General features: G+C 71.7%; 19 protein-coding genes. 12 read left to right on the top strand and 7 right to left on the bottom strand.

The genetic code is table 11. From position 1 onward, the window contains the following. The first annotated feature begins 100 nt into the window (after positions 1–100). From ACGFZ2_RS06040 to galT, 5 genes are all read left to right on the top strand, one after another. Positions 101–1,615, top strand: a complete 1,515-nt coding sequence (locus ACGFZ2_RS06040; protein ID WP_393450670.1) for a glycosyltransferase family 2 protein — start codon at positions 101–103, stop codon at positions 1,613–1,615. An 87-nt stretch (positions 1,616–1,702) separates the two neighbouring features. Next, complete coding sequence (locus ACGFZ2_RS06035; protein ID WP_393450667.1) at positions 1,703–2,257, top strand: DM13 domain-containing protein; 555 nt, start codon at positions 1,703–1,705, stop codon at positions 2,255–2,257. A 114-nt stretch (positions 2,258–2,371) separates the two neighbouring features. Beyond that, a complete protein-coding gene (gene cysC / locus ACGFZ2_RS06030; protein WP_393450664.1) occupies positions 2,372–3,901 on the top strand; it encodes an adenylyl-sulfate kinase in 1,530 nt (509 codons plus the stop codon). Between the two features lie 127 nt (positions 3,902–4,028). Beyond that, positions 4,029–4,844 carry a DeoR/GlpR family DNA-binding transcription regulator gene (locus tag ACGFZ2_RS06025; RefSeq protein ID WP_393261426.1) on the top strand — a complete coding sequence of 272 codons (816 nt, stop codon included), beginning with the start codon at positions 4,029–4,031 and terminating at the stop codon, positions 4,842–4,844. Then, complete coding sequence (gene galT / locus ACGFZ2_RS06020; protein WP_393261428.1) at positions 4,841–5,968, top strand: galactose-1-phosphate uridylyltransferase; 1,128 nt, start codon at positions 4,841–4,843, stop codon at positions 5,966–5,968. The genes ACGFZ2_RS06025 and galT overlap by 4 nt, the downstream gene beginning before the upstream one ends. 347 nt (positions 5,969–6,315) lie before the next feature. Here the strand turns inward: galT and ACGFZ2_RS06015 are convergent, their stop codons facing one another. From ACGFZ2_RS06015 to ACGFZ2_RS06005, 3 genes are all read right to left on the bottom strand, one after another. After that, positions 6,316–6,840, bottom strand: a complete 525-nt coding sequence (locus ACGFZ2_RS06015) for a DapH/DapD/GlmU-related protein (protein WP_393450661.1) — start codon at positions 6,838–6,840, stop codon at positions 6,316–6,318. A 105-nt stretch (positions 6,841–6,945) separates the two neighbouring features. Then, positions 6,946–7,932 (bottom strand): LysR family transcriptional regulator, encoded by a 987-nt coding sequence (locus tag ACGFZ2_RS06010; protein WP_393450658.1) that lies wholly within the window; start codon positions 7,930–7,932, stop codon positions 6,946–6,948. Between the two features lie 241 nt (positions 7,933–8,173). Continuing rightward, positions 8,174–9,391 (bottom strand): NADP-dependent isocitrate dehydrogenase, encoded by a 1,218-nt coding sequence (locus ACGFZ2_RS06005; protein WP_350703963.1) that lies wholly within the window; start codon positions 9,389–9,391, stop codon positions 8,174–8,176. A 137-nt stretch (positions 9,392–9,528) separates the two neighbouring features. Between ACGFZ2_RS06005 and ACGFZ2_RS06000 the strand changes: the two genes are divergently transcribed. Then, positions 9,529–10,335 (top strand): MBL fold metallo-hydrolase, encoded by an 807-nt coding sequence (locus ACGFZ2_RS06000; protein ID WP_393450655.1) that lies wholly within the window; start codon positions 9,529–9,531, stop codon positions 10,333–10,335. A gap of 59 nt (positions 10,336–10,394) precedes the next feature. On the opposite strand, the gene mdh is transcribed toward ACGFZ2_RS06000, so the two are convergent. Then, a complete protein-coding gene (gene mdh, locus ACGFZ2_RS05995) occupies positions 10,395–11,345 on the bottom strand; it encodes a malate dehydrogenase (protein WP_393450652.1) in 951 nt (316 codons plus the stop codon). A gap of 185 nt (positions 11,346–11,530) precedes the next feature. Further along, entirely contained in the window at positions 11,531–12,391 is an 861-nt protein-coding gene (locus ACGFZ2_RS05990; protein ID WP_393261439.1) for a bifunctional methylenetetrahydrofolate dehydrogenase/methenyltetrahydrofolate cyclohydrolase, read from the bottom strand. 429 nt (positions 12,392–12,820) lie between these two features. On the opposite strand from ACGFZ2_RS05990, the gene ACGFZ2_RS05985 reads away from it, so the two are divergent. The 5 genes from ACGFZ2_RS05985 (at position 12,821) to ACGFZ2_RS05965 (ending at position 18,632) form a co-directional block, all read left to right on the top strand. Further along, positions 12,821–14,425, top strand: a complete 1,605-nt coding sequence (locus tag ACGFZ2_RS05985) for an ABC transporter substrate-binding protein (protein ID WP_393450649.1) — start codon at positions 12,821–12,823, stop codon at positions 14,423–14,425. A gap of 85 nt (positions 14,426–14,510) precedes the next feature. Next, positions 14,511–15,449, top strand: coding sequence for an ABC transporter permease (locus tag ACGFZ2_RS05980; protein WP_393450647.1), 939 nt, complete (start codon positions 14,511–14,513; stop codon positions 15,447–15,449). Between the two features lie 63 nt (positions 15,450–15,512). Then, on the top strand, positions 15,513–16,469 hold the full coding sequence (locus tag ACGFZ2_RS05975) for an ABC transporter permease (protein ID WP_393261445.1): 957 nt from the start codon (positions 15,513–15,515) through the stop codon (positions 16,467–16,469). Positions 16,470–16,582: 113 nt separating this feature from the next. Next, on the top strand, positions 16,583–17,620 hold the full coding sequence (locus tag ACGFZ2_RS05970; RefSeq protein ID WP_393261449.1) for an ABC transporter ATP-binding protein: 1,038 nt from the start codon (positions 16,583–16,585) through the stop codon (positions 17,618–17,620). Then, positions 17,604–18,632 (top strand): ABC transporter ATP-binding protein, encoded by a 1,029-nt coding sequence (locus ACGFZ2_RS05965; protein ID WP_393450644.1) that lies wholly within the window; start codon positions 17,604–17,606, stop codon positions 18,630–18,632. Before ACGFZ2_RS05970 ends, ACGFZ2_RS05965 begins: the two co-directional genes overlap by 17 nt. A gap of 137 nt (positions 18,633–18,769) precedes the next feature. Here ACGFZ2_RS05965 and purH read toward each other — a convergent pair whose 3' ends face one another. Further along, complete coding sequence (purH, locus tag ACGFZ2_RS05960; protein ID WP_393450641.1) at positions 18,770–20,341, bottom strand: bifunctional phosphoribosylaminoimidazolecarboxamide formyltransferase/IMP cyclohydrolase; 1,572 nt, start codon at positions 20,339–20,341, stop codon at positions 18,770–18,772. Next, a complete protein-coding gene (purN, locus tag ACGFZ2_RS05955; RefSeq protein ID WP_393261457.1) occupies positions 20,338–20,958 on the bottom strand; it encodes a phosphoribosylglycinamide formyltransferase in 621 nt (206 codons plus the stop codon). Before purN ends, purH begins: the two co-directional genes overlap by 4 nt. A 182-nt stretch (positions 20,959–21,140) precedes the next feature. On the opposite strand from purN, the gene ACGFZ2_RS05950 reads away from it, so the two are divergent. Beyond that, the gene (locus ACGFZ2_RS05950) at positions 21,141–21,443 is read left to right on the top strand and encodes a CD225/dispanin family protein (protein ID WP_393261458.1); all 303 of its coding nucleotides are present in this window, start codon (positions 21,141–21,143) and stop codon (positions 21,441–21,443) included.

Genomic DNA, 21,443 nt, shown 5'->3' with positions numbered 1-21,443 from the left:
CCCGCAACCTCGACGGCCGGTGATGCGTCCACTCTAGAGCGGGGTCACCGCTGGCCGGGACGGACCGGGGTCCGCCGGCGACCGACACACGGGGAGGATCATGACCGGCGAAACGCCGTTGCCCAAGGTGAGCGTGGTGGTTCCCACGCACGACAGCGGGCCGCACATCGAGAAACTCGTGGCCTCGCTGCTGCGCCAGTCGCTGCCTGCGACGGAGTTCGAGGCGGTCTTCGTCGACGACGGCTCGACCGACGACACGCCCGAGCGGCTCGAGAAGATCGCCGCCGAGCACCCGCACTTCCGGGTGCTGCGCATCGAGAACTCGGGCTGGCCGTCCCGGCCGCGCAACCTCGGCGTCGCGCACGCCCGGGGCGAGTACGTGTTGTTCGCCGACGACGACGACTGGCTCGGCGACGAGGCGCTCGAACGGATGTACGGCTGCGCGCGGGCCCACGACTCCGACGTGGTGGTCGGCCGGATGGCCGGGCACGGGCGCGGCGTGCCGCGCGAGCTGTTCCGGCGGAACCGGTTCGACGCCACGCTCGCCAACTCGCCGCTGATCGACAGCCTCACCTGCCACAAGATGTTCCGCCGCGCCTTCCTCGACGAGCACGGGCTGCGGTTCCCGGAGGGGCCGCCGCGGCGCCTGGAGGACCACCGGATGGTGGTCCGGTCGTACCTCCTGTCGAGGCGGACGTGCGTGCTGTCGGACTACACCTGCTACCACCACGCCCGCCGCGGCGACGCCGGGAACGTCACGGCCAGCCGGCTGGACCCGGCGGAGTACTACGCCAGCCTGCGGGAGGCGCTCGACATCGTCGACGCGCACACCGAGCCGGGGCCGCTGCGCGACCGGCTGCACCGGCGATGGCTGCGCAACGAGATGCTCAACCGGGTACGCGGCCGGCGGATGCTCGACGCCCCCGAGGAGTGGCTCGCGCAGGTCGTCCGGGAGATCCAGGGGGTGATCCGGGAGCGGTTCGCGCCCGAGGTCGCCGCCGGCCTGCCCCCGCTGCAACGGGTGCTGGCGCACCTCGCCGAGCAGGGCCGGGTCGCGGACCTGCGCCGGCTGGCCGAGTGGGAGACGGGCGTCCGCGCCGTCGGCGCCGTCGACCGCATCGAGCGGGCCGGCAGGACGCTGACCGTCGACGTCTCCGCCCGGCTGGTGTCCGCCGGGCGGCCGCTCGCCTTCGCCGAGGACGGCGGCCGGGACCTGCTGGTGCTCCCGGTCGACGGGCTGGACCGGGAGCTGCGCGACCTCACCGGGGCGCTCGGCCGCAGCAGGCTGGACGTCGTCGCCCGCCGCGGGCAGACCAGCGAGGAGGTTTTCCTGCCGGTGTCGTTCGCCACGGAGCGGGTGCCCGCCGGCGACGGCACCGCGCACGTCGTGCACCGGGCCACCGCCACGATCGACTTCACCGCCCTCAACGGGGGCCGCACCGCGGGCACCTGGTCGCTGAAGGCCCGGGTCACCAGCGCCGGCTGGACCGAGGACGCCCGCCTGCCGCTGCTGCTGCGCTGCGCCGCCGACGGCGCCGCCCCGGTGGTGGAGGACGAGCGGGCGCTCTGGCACCGGCTGCGCCGGGCCGTGCGGCGCCGGATCAGGCGGCGCTGACCGGCCGGGGCAGCTTGAGGCCGGCTCGGGCGGGTCGGCAGGACATCGACCGGTGACAGGACGGCACTGGCCCGACAGACTGTCCACATGCTCACGCGACTGCTCCGCACACCGTTGACCTGGGTCGTGGCCGTCGTCCTCGTCGCCGGGTCGGCGTTCGGCCTCTACTGGTTCCAGCCCTGGAAACTGGTCACCGACGACGAGGTCGACGAGACGCTCTCGACCGTGGAGGCGGCACCGGGCCCGACGGCTCCCACCACCGGCGCCACGGCCTCCCCCACCGGGCCGGTCCTGATCAGCCGGGGCGAGTTCGTGACCCACGAGCACGACACCTCGGGCACCGCCCGGATCGTCCGTACCCCTGACGGGCGGCACCGGCTGGAACTGGTCGGGCTGGCCACCTCCAACGGCCCGGACCTGCGGGTCTGGCTCACCGACCAACCGGTGCGGACCGGCACCGCCGGCTGGCGGGTCTTCGACGACGGCCGGTGGGTCGAACTGGGCCGGCTCAAGGGCAACAGGGGCGACCAGGGGTACGACATCCCGGCCGAGGTCGACCTGACCGGCGTGACCAGCGTCTCGATCTGGTGCAAGCGGTTCGCCGTCTCGTTCGGCGCGGCACCGCTGGCTCCGCTCCGCTGATCCGCCGGCCGCCGGCCGCCGGCGCGGCGCGGCGTGGCGTGGCGTGGAGTGGCGCTCTCGACCGATCGCCGACAGGCTGAGAAACTGTGTGCCGGTCAGCGGGTTGGGGGATGGATGAGCAACGGCTGGGTGGTGCCCGACGAGGTGCTCCGGGACGCGCCGGCGTACACGCCGCGCCCCGGCGAGCTCGCCGACCTGGAGCTGCTGCTGACCGGGGCGTACGCCCCGCTGACCGGCTTCATGACCCGCGCCGACCTGGTCTCGGTGAGCCGCCGGGGCCGGCTCGCCGACGGCACCCCGTGGCCAGTGCCGGTGACGCTCCAGGTGCCCTCGGCGCTCGCCCAGGGCCTGGACCCGCGCGACGAGGCGCGCCGCACCCTGGTGCTGACCGACGGCGAGGGCGCGCCGGTCGCGGTGCTGGAGGTCGCCGACGCCTGGCAGGTCCGCGACGGGGTGGCGGGTGTCGGGGGCACGGTCCGCCGGCTCGGCGACGGCGGTCACGGCCCGTTCCAGCGGCTGCGCCGCACCCCCGAGGAGGTACGCGCGCTGCTGCCGCCCGGCCGGGTGCTCGGGGTGGTCGCCGACCGCCCGTTGCACCGGCCGCAGCTCGCCCAGATCGCCCACGCCGCCCGCACCCTCGGCGCCCACCTGCTGGTGATGATCCCCGTCGGCGAGGACGGCGTCGGTGGGCTGCCCCCGGAGGCGCTGGTGCGCGGCATCTTCGCCGCCCGGGACCGGATGCCGCCGGCCACGCTGGTCGCCGTGCCACTCAGCCGGCGCCGCGACGAGATCAGCGACGCGCTGCTGCGGGCCCGGGTGTCGGCGGCGTACGGGGTGACGCACCTGCTCTCCACCGGTGAGATGCTCTCGGGCGCGGGCCTGCGGGTGCTGGTGCCGCGCGAGCTGGCCTACGACAACCGCGACGGGCAGTGGCGCTGGCGGGAGGACATCCCGCCGCGCAACCGGCGCCTGGCCCTGACGCAGGCGGAGATCGACGACCTGCTGGACCGGGGCTTCCCGCTGCCCGAGTGGCACACCCCGCCGGCGGTGGCGAGGGAGCTGGCCCGGGCCCGTCCGCCCCGACGGCACCGGGGCCTGGTGGTCTTCCTGACGGGGCTCTCCGGCTCCGGCAAGTCGACGATCGCGCGCGGCCTCGCCGACGCGCTGCGCGAGCAGGGCGACCGGACGATCACACTGCTCGACGGCGACGTGGTGCGCCGGGAGCTCTCCGCCGGCCTGGGCTTCGGCAAGGCCGACCGCGACCTCAACGTGCGGCGGATCGGCTGGGTGGCCGCCGAGATCGCCCGGCACCGCGGTGTCGGCATCTGCTGCCCGATCGCCCCGTACGCACAGGCGCGCGCGACCGCCCGGGAGATGGCCCTGGCCGCCGGGGCCGGTTTCCTGCTGGTGCACGTCGCGACCCCGCTGGAGGTCTGCGAGCAGCGCGACCGCAAGGGCCTGTACGCCCGGGCCCGGGCGGGCCTGCTCACCGGGATGACCGGCATCGACGACCCCTACGAGGAGCCGACCGACGCGGACCTGGTGGTCGACACCAGTGACCTGACGGTCGACGAGGCGGTCCAGGCCGTCCTGCACCACCTGACCGAGACGGGCTGGGTGGAACCCCGGCTCCAGTCCATCTGAGCCGCCCCCGTTTCCTTCCGTTGATCCGCCCCTGTTCCTTCCGTGGGTCATTCCTCCGCGCTAGTGTTCGTCTTTGTTCGAACACGTTTGACCGCGTGAGGGCGCGGGGAGCACGGAGGTGCGACGGATGCTGGCTCAGCAGCGCCAGGCGGCCATCCTGGACCGGGTACGCGCCACGGGCGGGGTGCGGGTCACCGACCTGGCCGTCGAGTTCGGCGTCTCCGACATGACCATCCGGCGCGACCTGGAGGCGCTGCACGAGCGTGGCCTGCTGGCCAAGGTGCACGGCGGCGCCACGGTCGCCGGCCCCGGCTCGACCGACGAGCCGGGGTTCCGGGCCAAGTCGGTGCGGCAGCTGGCGGAGAAGGCGGCCATCGCGGGGCGGGCCGCGGAACTGGTCCGGCCGGGCGCGGCGATCGCCCTGTCCGCCGGCACCACCACCGCCGAGCTGGCCCGCCGGCTGGTCGACGTGCCGGGCCTGACCGTGGTCACCAACTCGCTGCCGGTGGCCGAGATCCTGCACGTCGGGGGCCGCCCGGACCAGACCGTGGTGCTCACCGGCGGGGTGCGTACGCCCTCCGACGCCCTGGTCGGGCCGCTGGCCGTCGGCGCGATCCGGTCGCTGCACCTGGACCTGCTCTTCCTCGGGGTGCACGGGATCAGCGAGCGGGCCGGGTTCACCACGCCCAACCTGATGGAGGCGGAGACCGACCGGGCGCTGGTGGCCGCCGCCGACCGGCTGGTGGTGCTCGCCGACCACACCAAGTGGGGCACGGTCGGCATCTCCGCCATCGTCGAGCTCTCCGCCGCCCACGTGCTGGTCACCGACGACCGGTTGCCTCCCGAGGCGCGGCGGTCGCTCGGCGACCGGGTGGGCGAACTGGTGGTCGTGCCGGCGGCGGACGGGGCGCGGGCGGCCACGCCGACGGGGGTGGCGCGATGAAACGCACCGCGATCGAGCTGGCCGACGGCCGCGAACTGATCTACTTCGACGAGCGGGACGACGTCGTCCGCGACCAGCCGGACCGGCGCGAGCTGCCGCCGCCGCCGCCCGCGTCGCAGCTGCGCCACGACCCGCTGACCGACGAGTGGGTGGCGGTCGCCGTGCACCGGCAGACCCGCACCTTCCTCCCGCCGGCCGACCAGTGCCCGCTCTGCCCCACCACCGCCGGTCGGCTCAGCGAGATCCCCGCCCCCGACTACGACGTCGCCGTCTTCGAGAACCGGTTCCCCTCGCTGAGCGGCCGGGTGGCCGACGAGCCGGCCGAGATCACGCCGTTCACCCCGGTCCGGCCCGGCCGGGGCCGTTGCGAGGTGGTCTGCTTCACCGACGACCACAACGCCTCCTTCGCCGGCCTGCCGCCGCGCCGGGTGCGTACCGTGCTGGACGCGCTCGCCGACCGGACCGCCGTGCTGAGCGAGCTGCCCGGCGTGGAGCAGGTCTTCCCGTTCGAGAACCGGGGCGTGGAGATCGGGGTGACGCTGCACCACCCGCACGGTCAGGTCTACGCGTACCCCTTCGTGACGCCACGCACCCGGGCGATGCTGGCCGCCGCCCGCCGGCACGCCGACCGCACCGGCGGGCGCAACCTCTACGCCGACGTGCTCGCCGCCGAACGGGCCGCGGGCGACCGGGTGGTCGCCGCCAACGAACACTGGACCGCGTACGTCCCGGCGGCGGCGCGCTGGCCGTTCGAGGTGCACGTGGCCCCGCACCGGCCGGTGCCGGACATCCCGGCGCTCGACGACGCCGAGCGGGACGCCTTCGGCCCGCTCTACCTCGACGTGCTGCGCCGCTTCGACGGGCTGTTCGACCTGCCGATGCCCTACATCGCCGCCTGGCACCAGGCCCCGGTACGCGTCGACCGCGAGCTGGGCCACCTGCACCTGCAGCTGTTCAGCATCCGGCGGGCCCGGGACAAGCTGAAGTACCTGGCCGGCTCGGAGTCCGGCATGGGCGTCTTCATCAACGACATCGCCCCGGAACGCGCCGCCGAACTCCTGCGCACCGTTCGAAAGGAGGGGCACCTTCCTAACGCCCACGGTAGAGGAAGGGCCCCTTCCTAACGTCTGGTGGCACCAGCGCGTCAGGCAAAAGGTGGTGCAGACAGGGCGCGGGGGGCCCGGGACAGGGCCCCCCGCAGGGAAGGGACGGCTGGCTGTGCGCGACAGCCGGGAAGGTTGGCTGATCGGCACGCTTGCCGCGAGGCGACCGCGGTCAACCTTCCTGGACGCGACTGGCATCTCGTCCACCCAGGTCAACGAGGCGCGCCGAAGCAGGTGACGCCAGCGGCGTGTCACCCCCGACACGCCGCCGCCCCGAATGCCCAGGGCCCCGGATGTCGCTGGCCACGGCGTCGTCGGCAGCGGAAACTCGGCGGTGAGCGGGGCTCGGTGTGGCCCCGGACAGGTCGTCACCACCGTCGTCGTACGGTTGCCTTCCGGCCGGTCACCAGGCTCGCCGCCGGAACGTCGTCGGTCACGACCGCGCCGGCGGCGACCACGGCGTCACGGCCGATGCTGACGCCGGGAAGGATCGTGGCACCGGCGCCGATCCACACGTTCTCCGCCACATCGATGGGCCCGCCGCTCAGCCACCCCCGTCGCTCCGCAGGATCGACCGGATGACCGACGGTGATGAACGTGGCCCTTGGTCCGACCATCACGCGCTCGCCGAGCCGGATGCCGGCGTAGTCCAGGAACGTGCAGTTCTGGTTGATGAACACGCGCTCCGCGAGGTCCAGGTGAAGGCCGTGGTCCGTGTAGAAGGGCGGATAGATCGTGACTCTCCTCGACAGCGGCCTGCCGAAGATCTGTTCGAACAGTTCCGCCCTGCCCGCTTCGTCGTCGAAGGGCAGGACGTTCAGGCGGGAGGTGAGTTCGGTGACCCGCAGGACCCTCTCGGCCATGGCCTGGAACTCGGCGCCGTGGATGCGCATGAGACGGTCGCTGGACATGCAGGATCCTTTCTGGTGTACCGGTGACCGGACAGGACTCACCGGGCGCGCTGGTGACGCGACGACTGCTGCCAGCAGCCGATCGGGTCATCCTTGTCGGGGCCGGGACCTGCGAGCATCTGCGCTGCCGCTGTCGCCGCTGCGTGACGTCGTCGCCCAGGACGGGCGCCAGACCGTCCCAGGGAGCGCGGGCAGGGCTCGGAGGTGGGTGATGACTCCCCGGAGCCCCGGATGTGGATTCGTTCTGGGGAGGATGAGAGAGATCGGGTACGCGAGGGTCGGACCCACGACAGGGATGCGGCGTAGGTCGTGGTTCGTCGGCCAGACGTACCGGTCGCGTGCCCCCACGAGAGTGGCCACGTCCGCGGAGGCCGCGAGGGTGTCCAGGAGCACTTCGTCGCCGAAGTGCGGGCCTGCCGCGTCGATGCGCAGGTCGAATTCGGTGGTGAGCTGATCGTAGAAATCCGCCCATTCGCTTCGGGGCGCGATCCCCGGCACCCATATCCGGTGCCTGCGCAACTGTGGTGGCGTCAGTCTTCGCGCGGAGGCGAGCGGATGCCCCGGGCCGACGAGAAGTTCCAGCGGAGAGTCGAACGCGTGGATCATCTGCACGTCGGGCGGCAGTGCGTCCAGGGCGGTGACGGAACGGAACGAGGCGTCGACGTCGCCCGCTTCGACGGCGGCGACCGCCACGCGTGGGTCGTCGACCCGGAGGGTCACCACGTCGAGATTGATTTCGGGATGCGACCGCCAGTAGTCGTGCAGAACGACGGCCTGCGCGCTTCGCAGGCCGAGAACGTCGATCCGAAGGGCCCGGAAGCCCGGCCTGACCGCGGTGATGGCGCGCTCGACACCCGCGACGATGCTCCGCGCGTGGGGGAGAAACGCCCGACCGTCGAGCGTCAGCTCGACCCCTCGGGCGGTACGTGTCAACAGACGGACTTCCAGCTCGCGCTCCAGGGCGGCGATTCGCTTGGAGACTGCCTGCTGCGTGACGCCCAGTTCCTCGGCCGCGCGCTGCAACTGTCCGAGCTCGGCCGCCCGGACGAACGATCGCAACGCCTCGGTGTCCACCGGTTCACCCTAGGCGCGCACAACTGATCGTTGTGGCTCGCCGTGGGCCGGTTGTTCGACCAGGCTCCGGCGTGACGAGCCCCCGACCCGACTCACTCCCGACCCCGCCCCCTTCCTGTGCGAGGAATCGGGAAGGCGGGGAGAGGGCTCCGGGAGGAAGGGCAGGAGCCCGCCGGCGGGTGCCGGCGGGCTCCTGTCGGCGGCAGCACCACAACGGTGCCGCCAAGGGGCGCCTGGAGGATCAGGCGGAGAGCTTGCGCGCCAGGTTCTCGTCCAGGGCGTTCATGAACTCGTCGGTGGTCAGCCACGGGGCGTCCCGCGAGATGAGCAGCGCGAGGTCCTTGGTCATCTGGCCGCCCTCGACGGTGTCGATGATGACCTGCTCCAGGGTGTTGGCGAACTCGGTGACCGCCGGGGTGCCGTCCAGCTTGCCCCGGTGGGCCAGGCCCCGGGTCCAGGCGTAGATGGAGGCGATCGGGTTGGTCGAGGTCTTCTCGCCCTTCTGGTACTGCCGGTAGTGCCGGGTGACGGTGCCGTGTGCGGCCTCGGCCTCGACCGTACGGCCGTCCGGGGTCATCAGCACCGACGTCATCAGGCCCAGCGAGCCGAAGCCCTGCGCGACGGTGTCGGACTGCACGTCACCGTCGTAGTTCTTGCAGGCCCAGACGAAGCCGCCCTCCCACTTCAGCGCGGCGGCGACCATGTCGTCGATCAGCCGGTGCTCGTAGCTGATGCCGGCGGCCTCGAACTCGGCCTTGAACTCGTTCTCGAACACCTCGGCGAAGATGTCCTTGAACCGGCCGTCGTACGCCTTGAGGATGGTGTTCTTCGTCGACAGGTAGACCGGGTAGCCGCGGTCCAGGCCGTAGCGCATCGAGGCGCGGGCGAAGTCCCGGATCGACTCGTCGAAGTTGTACATGCCCATGGCGACGCCGCCGCCGGGGAAGTTGGCGACCTCCATCTCCACGGGCGCGGAGCCGTCGGTCGGGGTGTAGGTGATGGTCACCGTGCCCGGGCCGGGGACGACGAAGTCGGTGGCCTTGTACTGGTCGCCGTGGGCGTGCCGGCCGATGATGATCGGCTTGGTCCAGCCGGGGACCAGCCGCGGCACGTTGGACATGATGATCGGCTCGCGGAAGACGACGCCGCCGAGGATGTTGCGGATGGTGCCGTTCGGCGACCGCCACATCTTCTTCAGGCCGAACTCCTCGACCCGGGCCTCGTCGGGGGTGATGGTCGCGCACTTGACGCCGACGCCGTGCTGCTTGATGGCGTTGGCGGCGTCCACGGTGACCTGGTCGTCGGTCTCGTCGCGGTACTGAATCGACAGGTCGTAGTAGTGCAGGTCGACGTCGAGGTAGGGCAGGATCAGCTGCTCCCGGATCTGCTTCCAGATGATCCGGGTCATCTCGTCGCCGTCGAGCTCCACGACCGGGTTGTTTACCTTGATCTTCGCCATCGGCCGGCGCTCCTCTCGGGGGACTCGTGCTCAAGCAGTACGAGCGTACTGGAAACTGGCTTGCAGCCCCCAGCCGGCCTCGGTCGGCCGGAAAAACGGGGTGGCACGGCACGGGACCGCGCTGGCACCATCGCCCGATGCCACCGCGCCGCACCCTCGGGTCTATCACGGTCACCGCGCTCACCGACGGCGAGGGGCCGTTCTTCCAGCCCCGCGCCGAGGCGTTCCCGGACGCCACGCCGGAACACTGGCGCGCGGCCGACCGGCGGGACCCGGCCACGGTGACCGCCGACGGGCGGTGGTGGCTGCCGTTCCGCAGCTTCGCGATCCGCGCCGGGGACGGCCCGGTGACCCTGGTCGACGCCGGGATCGGCCCGGCCGGCGCCCCCGCGTCGAGCTGGGCGCCGGTGCCCGGGCGGCTGCCGGCCGAACTCGCCGCCGCCGGCATCGACCCGGCCGACGTGCGCACGGTGGTGCTCACCCACCTGCACACCGACCACATCGGCTGGGCGGTCACCGGTTCGCCGGGCACGCCATACTTCCCGAACGCCGACTACGTGCTCCAACGGGCCGAGCTGGCCGCCGTGGAGAGCATCAACCCCGGGCTGCCGGCCGGGCTGGTCGCGCCGTTACGCGCCGCCGGCCAGCTCCGGGTGGTCGACGGCGAGGTGCGGCTCGATCCGACGGTACGGCTGCTGCCGACGCCGGGGCACACGCCCGGACACCAGTCGGTGCTGCTGGAGGTCGACGACGAGCGGCTGCTGGTCACCGGCGACCTGCTGGTGCACGCCGTGCAACTGGTCGCCCCGGAGCTGGCGTACGCCCACGAGGAGGACGCCGCGGCGGCCTGCGCGTCGCGGGTGGCGCTGCTGCGCGACCTGGCCGCGCGCGGCCCCGCGGTGCTCGCCACCCCGCACCTCGGCGAGGCGTTCGTGGCGCTGTAGGGGCGCGACGACGAGGGGGCACGCCGGCGGACCGGCGTGCCCCCTCGTCGCGTGACGGATCACATGTTGGCGACGTCGGCCTGCTTGGCGCGGACGGCCTCGGCGGCCTCCTTCAGGCTGGCCAGCTCGTCGGCGTCCAGGTCGGTCTCGACGACCCGCTTGACGCCCTCGGCCCCGATCTCCGCCTCGACGCCCAGGTAGATGCCGGAGATGCCGTACTCGCCGTCGACCCAGGCGCAGACCGGCATGACCTCGCCGGAGTCCTCCGCGACGGCCTTGGCCATGCGGGCGGCGGCGGCGGACGGGGCGTAGTACGCCGAGCCGGTCTTGAGCAGCGCGACCACCTCGGCGCCGCCGTTGCGGGTCTTGACGACCAGCTCCTCGATCTGCTCGGCCGGCATCGCGTCGCGCAGCGGCTTGCCGTTCACCGTGCTCTTCGACGGCACCGGCACCATCGTGTCGCCGTGCGAGCCGAGGGTCAGGGTCTTCACCGACTTCACCGGTACGCTCAGCGCCTCGGCGACGAAGTTGGTGAACCGGGCGGTGTCCAGCATGCCGGCCTGGCCGAGCACCCGGTTCTTCGGGAACTGGGTGGCGAGCTGGGCCAGCGCGGTCATCTCGTCCAGCGGGTTGGACACGACGATGACGACGGCGTTCGGGGCGTACTTGGCGACGTTCTCGGAGACCTGGCGGACGATCTTCGCGTTCGTCTCCAGCAGGTCCATCCGGCTCATGCCCGGCTTGCGCGGCAGGCCGGCGGTGATCACCACGACGTCCGAGCCCTCGATCGCCTCGTAGCCCTCGCCGTTCGGGCCCGTGGTCACGCCGACGACCTTGGTCTCGAAGCCCTCGACCGCGCGCGACTGGTTGAGGTCCAGGGCGAGACCCGCGGGCTTGCCCTCCACGATGTCGGTGATCACGACGGTGTCGAAGACGTCGTACTCGGCCAGGCGCTGCGCGGTGGTGGAGCCGTAGAAGCCGGCCCCGACGACAGTGACCTTCTTACCCATGGTCGTCCCACTCCCTGCTACCAGTCGGTTTTCCGGACCGTATCAGTCATCCTGGCACCGATCCGGTCAGGGGCGGACGGTTATGACCCCGATGGGCCGTACGCGCGGGCGCAGTCGCCCCCGCAGGTGTAAGGAAGGGACCCTTCCTCTACCTCAGGCGTTAGGAAGGTGCCCTTCCTTACACCTCAGTCGCGTTCGGCGCGCTCGACGACGTTGGTCAGCAGCATCGCGCGGGTCATCGGGCCGACGCCGCCCGGCATCGGCACCAGCTTGCCGGCCACCTCGGCCGTCTCCGGGGCGACGTCGCCGGTGTAGCGGCCCTTGCCGTCCGGGCCGATCACCCGGGTGATGCCCACGTCGACCACCACCGCGCCCGGCGTGACCATGTCGGCGGTGAGCAGGCCCGGCACCCCGGCGGCCACGATGACGATGTCGGCGGCGCGGGTGTGCGCGGCGAGGTCGAGGGTGCCGGTGTGGCACAGCGTCACGGTGGCGTTCTCGCTGCGCCGGGTCAGCAGCAGGCCGAGCGGGCGGCCGACCGTGTTGCCCCGGCCGACCACGGCGACCTTCGCCCCACGCAGCGCCACGTCGTGCCGGCGGAGCAGCTCGACGATGCCGCGCGGGGTGCAGGGCAGCGGGCCCTCGTAGCCGAGGACGAGCCGGCCGAGGTTGACCGGGTGCAGGCCGTCGGCGTCCTTGTCGGGGTCGATCAGCTCCAGCACCCGCTGGGTGTCGAGGTGACCCGGCAGCGGCAGCTGGACGATGTAGCCGTGGCAGGCCGGGTCGGCGTTGAGCTCGGCGAGCACCGCGTCGACCTGCTCCTGGGTGGCGTCGGCCGGCAGCTCCCGGCGGATCGAGGCGATGCCCACCTCGGCGCAGTCGCGGTGCTTGCCGTTGACGTACGCCTGGGACCCGGGGTCGGCGCCGACCAGGACGGTGCCCAGCCCGGGAGTGATGCCGCGTTCCGCCAGTGCCTTGACCCGTGTCCGCAGCTCGTCCTTGATCTGGGCCGCGGTCGCCTTGCCGTCCAGAAGCGTCGCCGTCACGCCCAGATCGTCTCACGGTCGAAGCCCGGTGATCCGACGACCTGCGCCAGCCAGCCGGCCGATCACGAAGAGTGACGTGCATTTCATCACTGTGAGTTACTGCGCGTGGGTTCGGTCACAGCCGCATCCGGACGCCGCGACCGCGACGGGGACGGCGCCGGACAGCAGGGACGGGGCGGCGCGGGAGGGCCGAGAGGCGGCGGCGACAGCCACCCGCCTCACGACAGCCCGCAGGTGAGGCGACATTTGTCGACCCGACGGCTATAGCAGGAGAGATCGGCCGCCGCAAGGCCCCGGGGCCCGCTCCGTTATCGCTTCGCAACGCGCTCGTTGTCGAACGCCAACCCGCGACCTACCGTTGCCCAACGTTGCGTAGCGTAAACCCAGCGCCGGGTCTGACTGCGCAGCGTGAGGAGATGAGGAGGCTACATGCGCGTGCGCAGGCTCGCTACCTGGACCGCCCTCCCGCTCGCGGTGACCCTGGGCCTGGTGGCCTGCGGCTCGGGCGGCGACGGCGGATCCGGCGAGAGCAACCCCGACGCGGCCGTGCGGATCGAGATCGCCGAACCGCAGCACCTGGTGCCGACCAACACCAATGAGACGAGCGGCTCACAGGTGCTCAGTGCCCTGTTCAGCCCGCTGGTCGACTACGACGAGGCCAACAAGCCGTACGAGGTGGCGGCCGAGTCGGTGACGTCCGAGGACAACACGACCTGGACGGTCAAGCTCAAGGACGGCTACACCTTCCACAACGGCGAGAAGGTCACCGCCGACAACTACCTCGACGCCTGGAACTACGGCGCCTACGCGCCGAACGGGCAGAACTCGAGCTACTTCTTCGAGAAGATCGCCGGCTACGAGGACCTGCAGGGCGAGACGCCGAAGGCCAAGACGCTGACCGGCCTGAAGAAGGTCGACGACCTGACCTTCACCGTCACGCTCTCCGAGCCGTACAGCGAGTTCAAGACCATGCTCGGCTACACCGCCTTCTACCCGATGCCGAAGGCCGCGTTCTCCGCGCCCGGCGTGCTGGCCGAGGGGTACGAGCAGGCGCCGGTGGGCCAGGGCCCGTTCAGGATGAAGGGGACCTGGCAGCACGACGCCAAGGTCGAGGTCGAGAAGTACGACGCCTTCCCCGGCGAGAAGCCGAAGGTGGCCGGCGTCGAGTTCCGGATCTACCAGCAGCCGACCGCCGCGTACGCGGACGTGCTGTCGGACAACCTGGACGTCATCAAGACCATCCCGACCGAGAACCTGTCGACGGCCGGCACCGACCTCGGTGACCGGTTCAAGCAGAGCCCGGCCTCGTCGCTCCAGGTGCTGGCGTTCCCGACGTTCCAGAAGGAATTCAGCAACCCGGACGTGCGCAAGGCCATCTCGATGGCGATCGACCGGGACGAGATCACCAAGTCGATCTTCAAGGACTCGCAGCAGCCCGCCCGCTCGTTCGTCTCGCCGGTCGTCGCGGGCTACCGCGACAACACCATCGGCGAGGCCGGCGAGTTCGACCCGGCCAAGGCCAAGGCGCTGTACCAGGCCGCGGGCGGCCCGGCGAAGATCGAGCTGTCCTACAACGGCGACGGCGGCCACAAGGACTGGATCGACGCGACCTGCAACCAGCTCAAGGCCAACCTGGGCGTGGACTGCGTGGGCAACGCCGAGCCGAAGTTCGCGGACCTGCTGACCAAGCTCAAGGCCAAGCAGCCGGTCGGCCTGTTCCGGATGGGCTGGGTCATGGACTACCCGTCCATGGAGAACTACCTGGGCCCGCTGTACAGCAGCAACGGCTCGTCGAACTACTACGGCTACAGCAACCCGGCGTTCGACAAGCTGCTCGCCGAGGGCGCCAGCGCCGCGAACGAGGACGAGGCGGTCAAGAAGTACCAGGCGGCGGAGGACCTGCTCGCCAAGGACCTGCCGGTCATCCCGCTGCGGTACGGCCAGAACAACTTCGGCCACTCGACCAAGGTCAAGAACGTGGAGATGGACCTCTTCGACCGGGTCGACCTGCTGAAGATCGAGGCCGTCAAGTAACAGCGCGGCACGACGGGTCGGGTCACCGACGGACGGTGACCCGACCCGCCATCCTCTTCACCCCTTTTCAGAGAGACTGCCAAGTATGTTCCGCTTCATCCTGAGGCGTCTGCTCCAGATGGTCCTCGCGTTCTTCGGGACCACGCTGATCGTCTACGCGCTGATGTTCGCCGGCCAGGGCGACCCCATCCAGGCGCTGGCCGGGGAGCGCCCGGTCACGGCCGCGCAGCGGGCATACCTGACGGAGAAGTTCCACCTCGACCAGACCGGGGTCGGCGGCTTCTTCTACCGCTACTTCGACTACATCAAGAACCTCCTGCAGGGCGACCTCGGGCAGTCGCTCACCGGGCGCTCGATCGGCGACATCCTCGCCGCCGCCTGGCCCGTCACGGTCAAGCTGGCGCTGATCGCCATGGCCGTCACCATCGTCTTCGGGGTCACCGCGGGTGTCCTCGCCGGCATCCGGCGGGCCAGCATCTTCGACAACTCGACGCTGCTGCTGACCCTGCTGGTGCTCGGCATCCCCACGATCGTGCTCGCCCCCCTCGCCCAGTACCTGCTCGGCGTCAAGTGGCAGCTCTTCCCGCCCACCGCCGGCGCCGACCCCGACCTGTACGCGCTGCTGCTGCCCGGCATCGTGCTCGGCTCCCTCTCGCTGGCCACCGCGCTGCGGCTGACCCGGACCTCGGTGGCGGAGAACCTGCGCGCCGACTACGTCCGGACCGCCCGCTCGAAGGGGCTGGCCAGGCGGCGCATCGTCAGCGTCCACGTGCTGCGCAACTCCCTCATCCCGGTGGTCACCTTCCTCGGCGTCGAACTGGGCAACCTGATGAGCGGCGCGATCATCACCGAGGGCGTGTTCAACATCCCCGGTGTCGGCTTCAACCTCTTCCGCGGCATCCGCACCGAGGACGGCCCACTGGTGGTGGGCATCGTCAGCGTGCTCGTCGTGGTCTATCTCGTCTCCAACCTGGTGGTGGACGTCCTGTACGCCGTACTCGACCCGAGGATCCGCTATGAGTGAGCGCAGCGAACGAATCATCAACGCGGCGTTCCGTGCCGGCGCCGAGCGCAGCGAGGTGCTGGCATGAGTGACTTCGAGACTGTCGCTGCTTCGGAGAACCAGGCCGCGCGGCGGGGGCCGTCGGGCGAGCCGGGCGCGCCGGGTCAGGCGGGCGTACCGCAGAAGCCGCGCAGCCTGGCCGGCGACGCCTGGCGCGACCTGCGCCGCAACCCGATCTTCTGGATCAGCCTCGCCCTGGTGGTGCTGGTCGCCGCCATGGCCGCCGTGCCCGGCCTGTTCACCACGAACGACCCCCGCGACTGCGTGCTGGCCCGCCAGCACGCCGGCCCGTCCGGCGGGGCGATCTTCGGGTACGACTTCCAGGGCTGCGACACGTACTCCCGGGCGGTCTACGGCGCCCGCGCGTCGCTGCTGGTCGGTGCCCTCTCCGCGCTGCTCACCGGCCTGATCGCGCTCGTCGTCGGGATGGTCGCCGGCTACTTCGGCCGCTGGGTCGACGCGGTGCTCTCCCGGGTGATCGACATCGTGCTCGGCATCCCGCTGCTGCTCGCCGCGATCGTGCTGCTGAAGCGGGTGAACAGCGACAGCTCCGCGGTCCGGATCGGCGCGGTGATCTTCGTGCTGGCGATCCTCGGCTGGACCACCGCGGCCCGCGTCGTCCGCTCCTCGGTGATCACCGCGAAGGAGCAGGACTACGTGGCGGCGGCCCGGATGCTCGGCGCCGGCGACGGCCGGATCATGCTGCGGCACATCCTGCCGAACGCGCTCGCCCCGGCGATCGTGGTGCTGACCATCGCGCTCGGCTCGTTCATCGCCGCCGAGGCGACGCTCTCCTTCCTCGGCATCGGCCTGAAGGCGCCGACGATCTCCTGGGGCATCGACATCGACGCCGGCCGGGTGCACATGCGGGAGTCGGCCACCCCGCTGGTCGTCCCCTCGACGTTCCTCGCGCTGACCGTGCTGGCGTTCATCATGCTCGGCGACGCGATCCGCGACGCGTTCGACCCGAAACTGCGGTGACGGATGCGAACGAGCGCAGCGAGCCCCGCAGTCGCGAGCGAAAGGCAGGAACCCGTGCGAGCGCGAGGAGTGAGCGCAGCGAGCCCCGCAGTCGCGAGCGAAAGGCAGGCACCGTGAGCCAGTCCGCTGTCCGGCCGACGCCGGCCTCCCCGACACCCGAGGGCGGGCACCTGTTGGACGTACGGGACCTGCACGTCGAGTTCCGCACCGGCGAGGGCGTGGCCAAGGTGATCAACGGGGTCTCGTACCACCTCGACCCCGGCGAGACGCTCGCCGTGCTCGGCGAGTCCGGCTCCGGCAAGTCGGTCACGGCGCAGGCGATCATGGGCATCCTCGACACTCCCCCGGCGCTGATCCGCTCCGGTCAGATCCTCTACCAGGGTCGGGACCTGCTGAAGCTGTCGGAGGAGCAGCGCCGGCAGGTGCGGGGCAAGGAGATCGCGATGATCTTCCAGGACGCCCTCTCCGCGCTGAACCCCGTCTTCCCGGTGGGCTGGCAGATCGGCGAGACGCTGCGCCAACGCGAGGGCATGTCCAAGGCGGACGCCCGCCGGCGGGCCGTCGAGCTGATGGACCTGGTGAAGATCCCGGCCGCCGCCAACCGGCTCGGGGACTACCCGCACCAGTTCTCCGGCGGCATGCGCCAGCGCGTCATGATCGCGATGGCGCTGGCCATGAACCCGAAGGTGCTGATCGCCGACGAGCCGACCACGGCGCTGGACGTCACCGTGCAGGCCCAGATCATGGACCTGCTGGCCGACCTGCGTCGCGATCTCGACATGGCGATGATCCTGATCACCCACGACCTCGGCGTGGTCGCCGGCGTCGCGGACCGGATCGCCGTCATGTACGCCGGCCGGATCGTCGAGCACGCCGACGTCCGCTCGCTGTACCGGGCGCCGGCCCACCCGTACACGAAGGGGCTGCTGGAGTCGATCCCGCGGATGGACGTGCGGGGTCAGCAGCTCTCCACCATCAAGGGGCTGCCGCCCAACCTGATGCGGATCCCGTCCGGCTGCCCCTTCCACCCCCGGTGCCCGTACGTGCAGCAGGTCTGCGTGGACGTGGTGCCGCACGACCTGGTCCTCGGCGACGGCCGGACCAGCGCGTGCCACTTCGCGCAGGAGGTCCGTGATGACAGCGCCCGCTAGCCCGACCAAGGTCCGGGGCGAGACGATCCTCGCCGTCGACAACCTCGTCAAGCACTTCCCGATCCGCCAGGGCGTGCTGTTCCAGAAGCAGGTCGGCGCGGTCAAGGCCGTCGACGGGGTCAGCTTCGAGCTGCGCCGCGGCGAGACGCTCGGGGTGGTCGGCGAGTCCGGCTGCGGCAAGTCCACCCTGGCCCGGCTGCTGATGCGGCTGGAGACGCCGACCGCGGGCCGGGCCACCCTGGAGGGCCGGGACCTGTTCAAGGCCTCCGGCGCCGAACTGCGCCGGCTGCGGCGCAACATGCAGATGGTCATGCAGGACCCGTACACCTCGCTGAACCCACGGATGACGGTCGGCGACATCATCGGCGAGCCGTTCGAGATCCACCCCGACGCGGCGCCGAAGGGCAGCCGGCGGCAGCGGGTGCAGGAACTGCTCGACGTGGTCGGCCTCAACCCGGAGCACATCAACCGGTACCCGCACCAGTTCTCCGGCGGTCAGCGGCAGCGCATCGGCATCGCCCGGGCGCTCGCCCTGCGGCCCGAGATCATCGTCTGCGACGAGCCCGTCTCCGCGCTCGACGTGTCCATCCAGGCGCAGGTGATCAACCTGCTGGAGCAGCTCCAGGACGAGTTCGGCCTGTCGTACGTCTTCATCGCCCACGACCTGTCGGTGGTCCGGCACATCTCCGACCGGGTCGCGGTGATGTACCTCGGGAAGATCGTGGAGATCGGCACCGAGGACGAGATCTACGAGCGGGCCACCCACCCGTACACGCAGGCGCTGCTGTCGGCGGTGCCGGTGCCGGACCCGGACGCCCGCGACCGGCGCACCATGATCCGGCTCACCGGGGACGTGCCGAGCCCGGCCGACCCGCCGAGCGGCTGCCATTTCCGCACCCGCTGCTGGAAGGCCCAGGAGGTCTGCGCCCGCGAGGAGCCGCACACGGTGCTCCGCGCCGCGGACCCGCACCCCTCGGCGTGCCACTTCGCCGAACTCCGCCCCACCCCCTGACCCACCCCGCCCCCGCCGCCGCGATCTTGCACTTTGTGCCCGCGAATCGCGTGCTTCGTCCCGTATGCCGGGGCACAAAGTGCAAGATCGCCGGGAAGCGAGGGGGTGAGGGGCGGGGGAGGTAGAGGGCTGGGGGGTCAGTGGAAGAAGTGGCGGGTGGCGGTGAAGTACATGGTGACGCCGGCCTGCTTGGCAGCGGCGATCACCTCCTCGTCACGGATCGAGCCGCCCGGCTGGACGATCGCTCGGACGCCCGCGTCGATGAGGATCTTCGGACCGTCGGCGAACGGGAAGAACGCGTCGGAGGCGCAGACCGCGCCGCGGGCGCGTTCCGCCCCGGCCCGGCTGACCGCGAGCTGCGCCGAGTCGACCCGGTTGACCTGGCCCATCCCGACGCCGACGGTCGCCCCGTCCTTCGCCAGCAGGATCGCGTTGCTCTTCACCGCGCGCACCGCCCGCCAGGCGAAGGCCAGGTCACGCAGGGTCGCCTCGTCGGCCGCCTCGCCCGCGGCCAGTCGCCAGTTGGCCGGGTCGTCGCCGTCGGCGTCGATCCGGTCCGCCATCTGCACCAGCACGCCCCCGGTGACCTGCCGCCACTCGGCCGGCAGCGGGTCGAAGGCCGGCGCGCGCAGCAGCCGGATGTTCTTCTTGCCCTGGAGAACCTCCACGGCGCCCTCGTCGAAACCGGGCGCCACCAGCACCTCGGTGAAGATCTCCGAGACCTGCCGGGCCAGCTCGACCGAGACCGGCCGGTTGACCGCGATCACCCCGCCGTACGCGGACACCGGGTCGCAGGCGTGCGCCTTGCGGTGCGCGTCGGCCACGTCGGCGCCGACGGCGATGCCGCACGGGTTGGCGTGCTTGATGATCGCCACCGCCGGCTGGTCGGCGAAGTCGTTGGCCGCCCGCCACGCGGCGTCCGCGTCGACGTAGTTGTTGTACGACATCTCCTTGCCGTGCAGCTGCTCCGCCTCGGCGAGCCCGGCGGGGCTGGACGGGTCGACGTAGAGGGCCGCCGCCTGGTGCGGGTTCTCGCCGTAGCGCAGCACCGCCGAGCGGCGCAGCGCCAGCCCGGCGAAGCCCGGCCAGCCGTCCTGCTCGGGCGCCAGCACGGCGGCGCACCACTCGGCCACCGCCACGTCGTACTCGGCGATGACCGCGAACGCCTGGGCGGCCAGCACGCGGCGCTGGGCCAGGGTGAAGCCGCCCTCGTCGAGCGCGGCGAGCAGGGCCGGGTACGCGGCCGGGTCGGTCACCACGGCGACCGAGGCGTGGTTCTTGGCAGCCGCCCGGACCATCGCCGGCCCGCCGATGTCGATCTGCTCGACGCACTCCTCGACGCCCGCGCCGGAGGCGACCGTGGCCTGGAACGGGTAGAGGTTGGAGACCAGCAGGTCGATCCCCGCGATGCCGTGCTCGTCGAGCTGGGCGGCGTGCGAGTCCTTGCGCAGGTCGGCGAGGAGCCCGCCGTGCACCTTCGGGTGCAGCGTCTTGACCCGGCCGTCGAGGATCTCCGGGAAGCCGGTCACCGCCTCCACCGGGGTCACCGGCACTCCGGCTTCGGCGATGGTCGAGGCCGTGCTGCCGGTCGAGACGATCTCCACCCCGGCCGCGTGCAGCGCCCGGGCCAGCTCGACCAGGCCGGTCTTGTCGTAGACGCTGACCAGCGCCCGCCTGATCGGGCGGCGTTCGTCCTGAGTGGAACTCACGGGACCGTGACCTTTCTTCCGGTGATCGTCCAACCTTCGCGGACCAGGCGGCCCACCTGCTCGACGAGCTGGTGCCGCTCGGCGTCCTTGATGCGCTCGGTGAGCGTCTCCACGTCGTCGTCGTCGCGCACCGGCACGGCGACCTGCGCGACGATCGGGCCGGTGTCCATTCCGGCGTCGACGAAGAACAACGTCGCCCCGGTGACCTTCACGCCGTAGGCGAGGGCGTCGCGCGGACCGTGGATGCCGGGGAACGCCGGCAGCAGCGTGTTGTGCGTGTTCAGGTAGCGGTCGCCGAAGGCGGCCAGGAAGCGCGGGCCGACCAGCTTGAGGAAGCCGGCGGAGATGACCAGGTCGGGCCGGTACTCGGCGACGCGGGCGGTCAGCGCGGCGTCCCAGTCCTCGCGGGTGGAATGGTCGGCGACCCGCTCGACGAAGGTCGGCACACCCGCCGCGGCGGCCCGGTCCAGCCCGGCGATGCCGTCGCGGTCGGCCCCGACGGCGACCACCCGGGCCCCGTACGCCGGATCGGCGCAGGCGTCGAGCAGGGCCTGGAGGTTGCTCCCGGAGCCGGAGACGAGGACGACGATGCGGGCGGCGGACGCGGGCTCGGTCACCTGACCAGCCTATCGGGCAGGCCGACGGTTCCATCCGCTGGGCAGCGCGACATTCACCGACGACGTGATTGGGCAGAACCGGGTACGCTGCCGGTCGCTCGGGACCGGCGCACGCGTCCGGCCCGCACCCGTCAGTGATCCGGCACCCCAGGGGTGTCGAGTGGAATGAGGAGTACGCCGAGATGCAGCCCGGATACCAGCCGCAGCAGCAACCGCCGGTCAACAACAACATGGCGATGTCGATCGTCGCCATCTTCCTCTTCTGGCCGCTGGCCATCCCGGCCATCATCAACGCCTCGAAGGTGAACACCCTGCTGCAGCAGGGCGACTACGCCGGGGCCCAGGCCGCGGCCGCCGAGTCGAAGAAGTGGTCCAAGTGGGCGCTGATCGTCGGCATCAGCTGGTACGTGATCGTTCTGGTGTGCTGCCTGCTCGGTGGCCTCGCCGGATTGGCTGGCGGCGGCAGCTCGGCCAGCACCTACTGA

It is taken from the genome of Micromonospora sp. NPDC048063, from assembly GCF_043202855.1.
Taxonomy (GTDB): Bacteria; Actinomycetota; Actinomycetes; order Mycobacteriales; family Micromonosporaceae; genus Micromonospora.
This window is presented reverse-complemented; position numbering and strand designations above follow the sequence as displayed.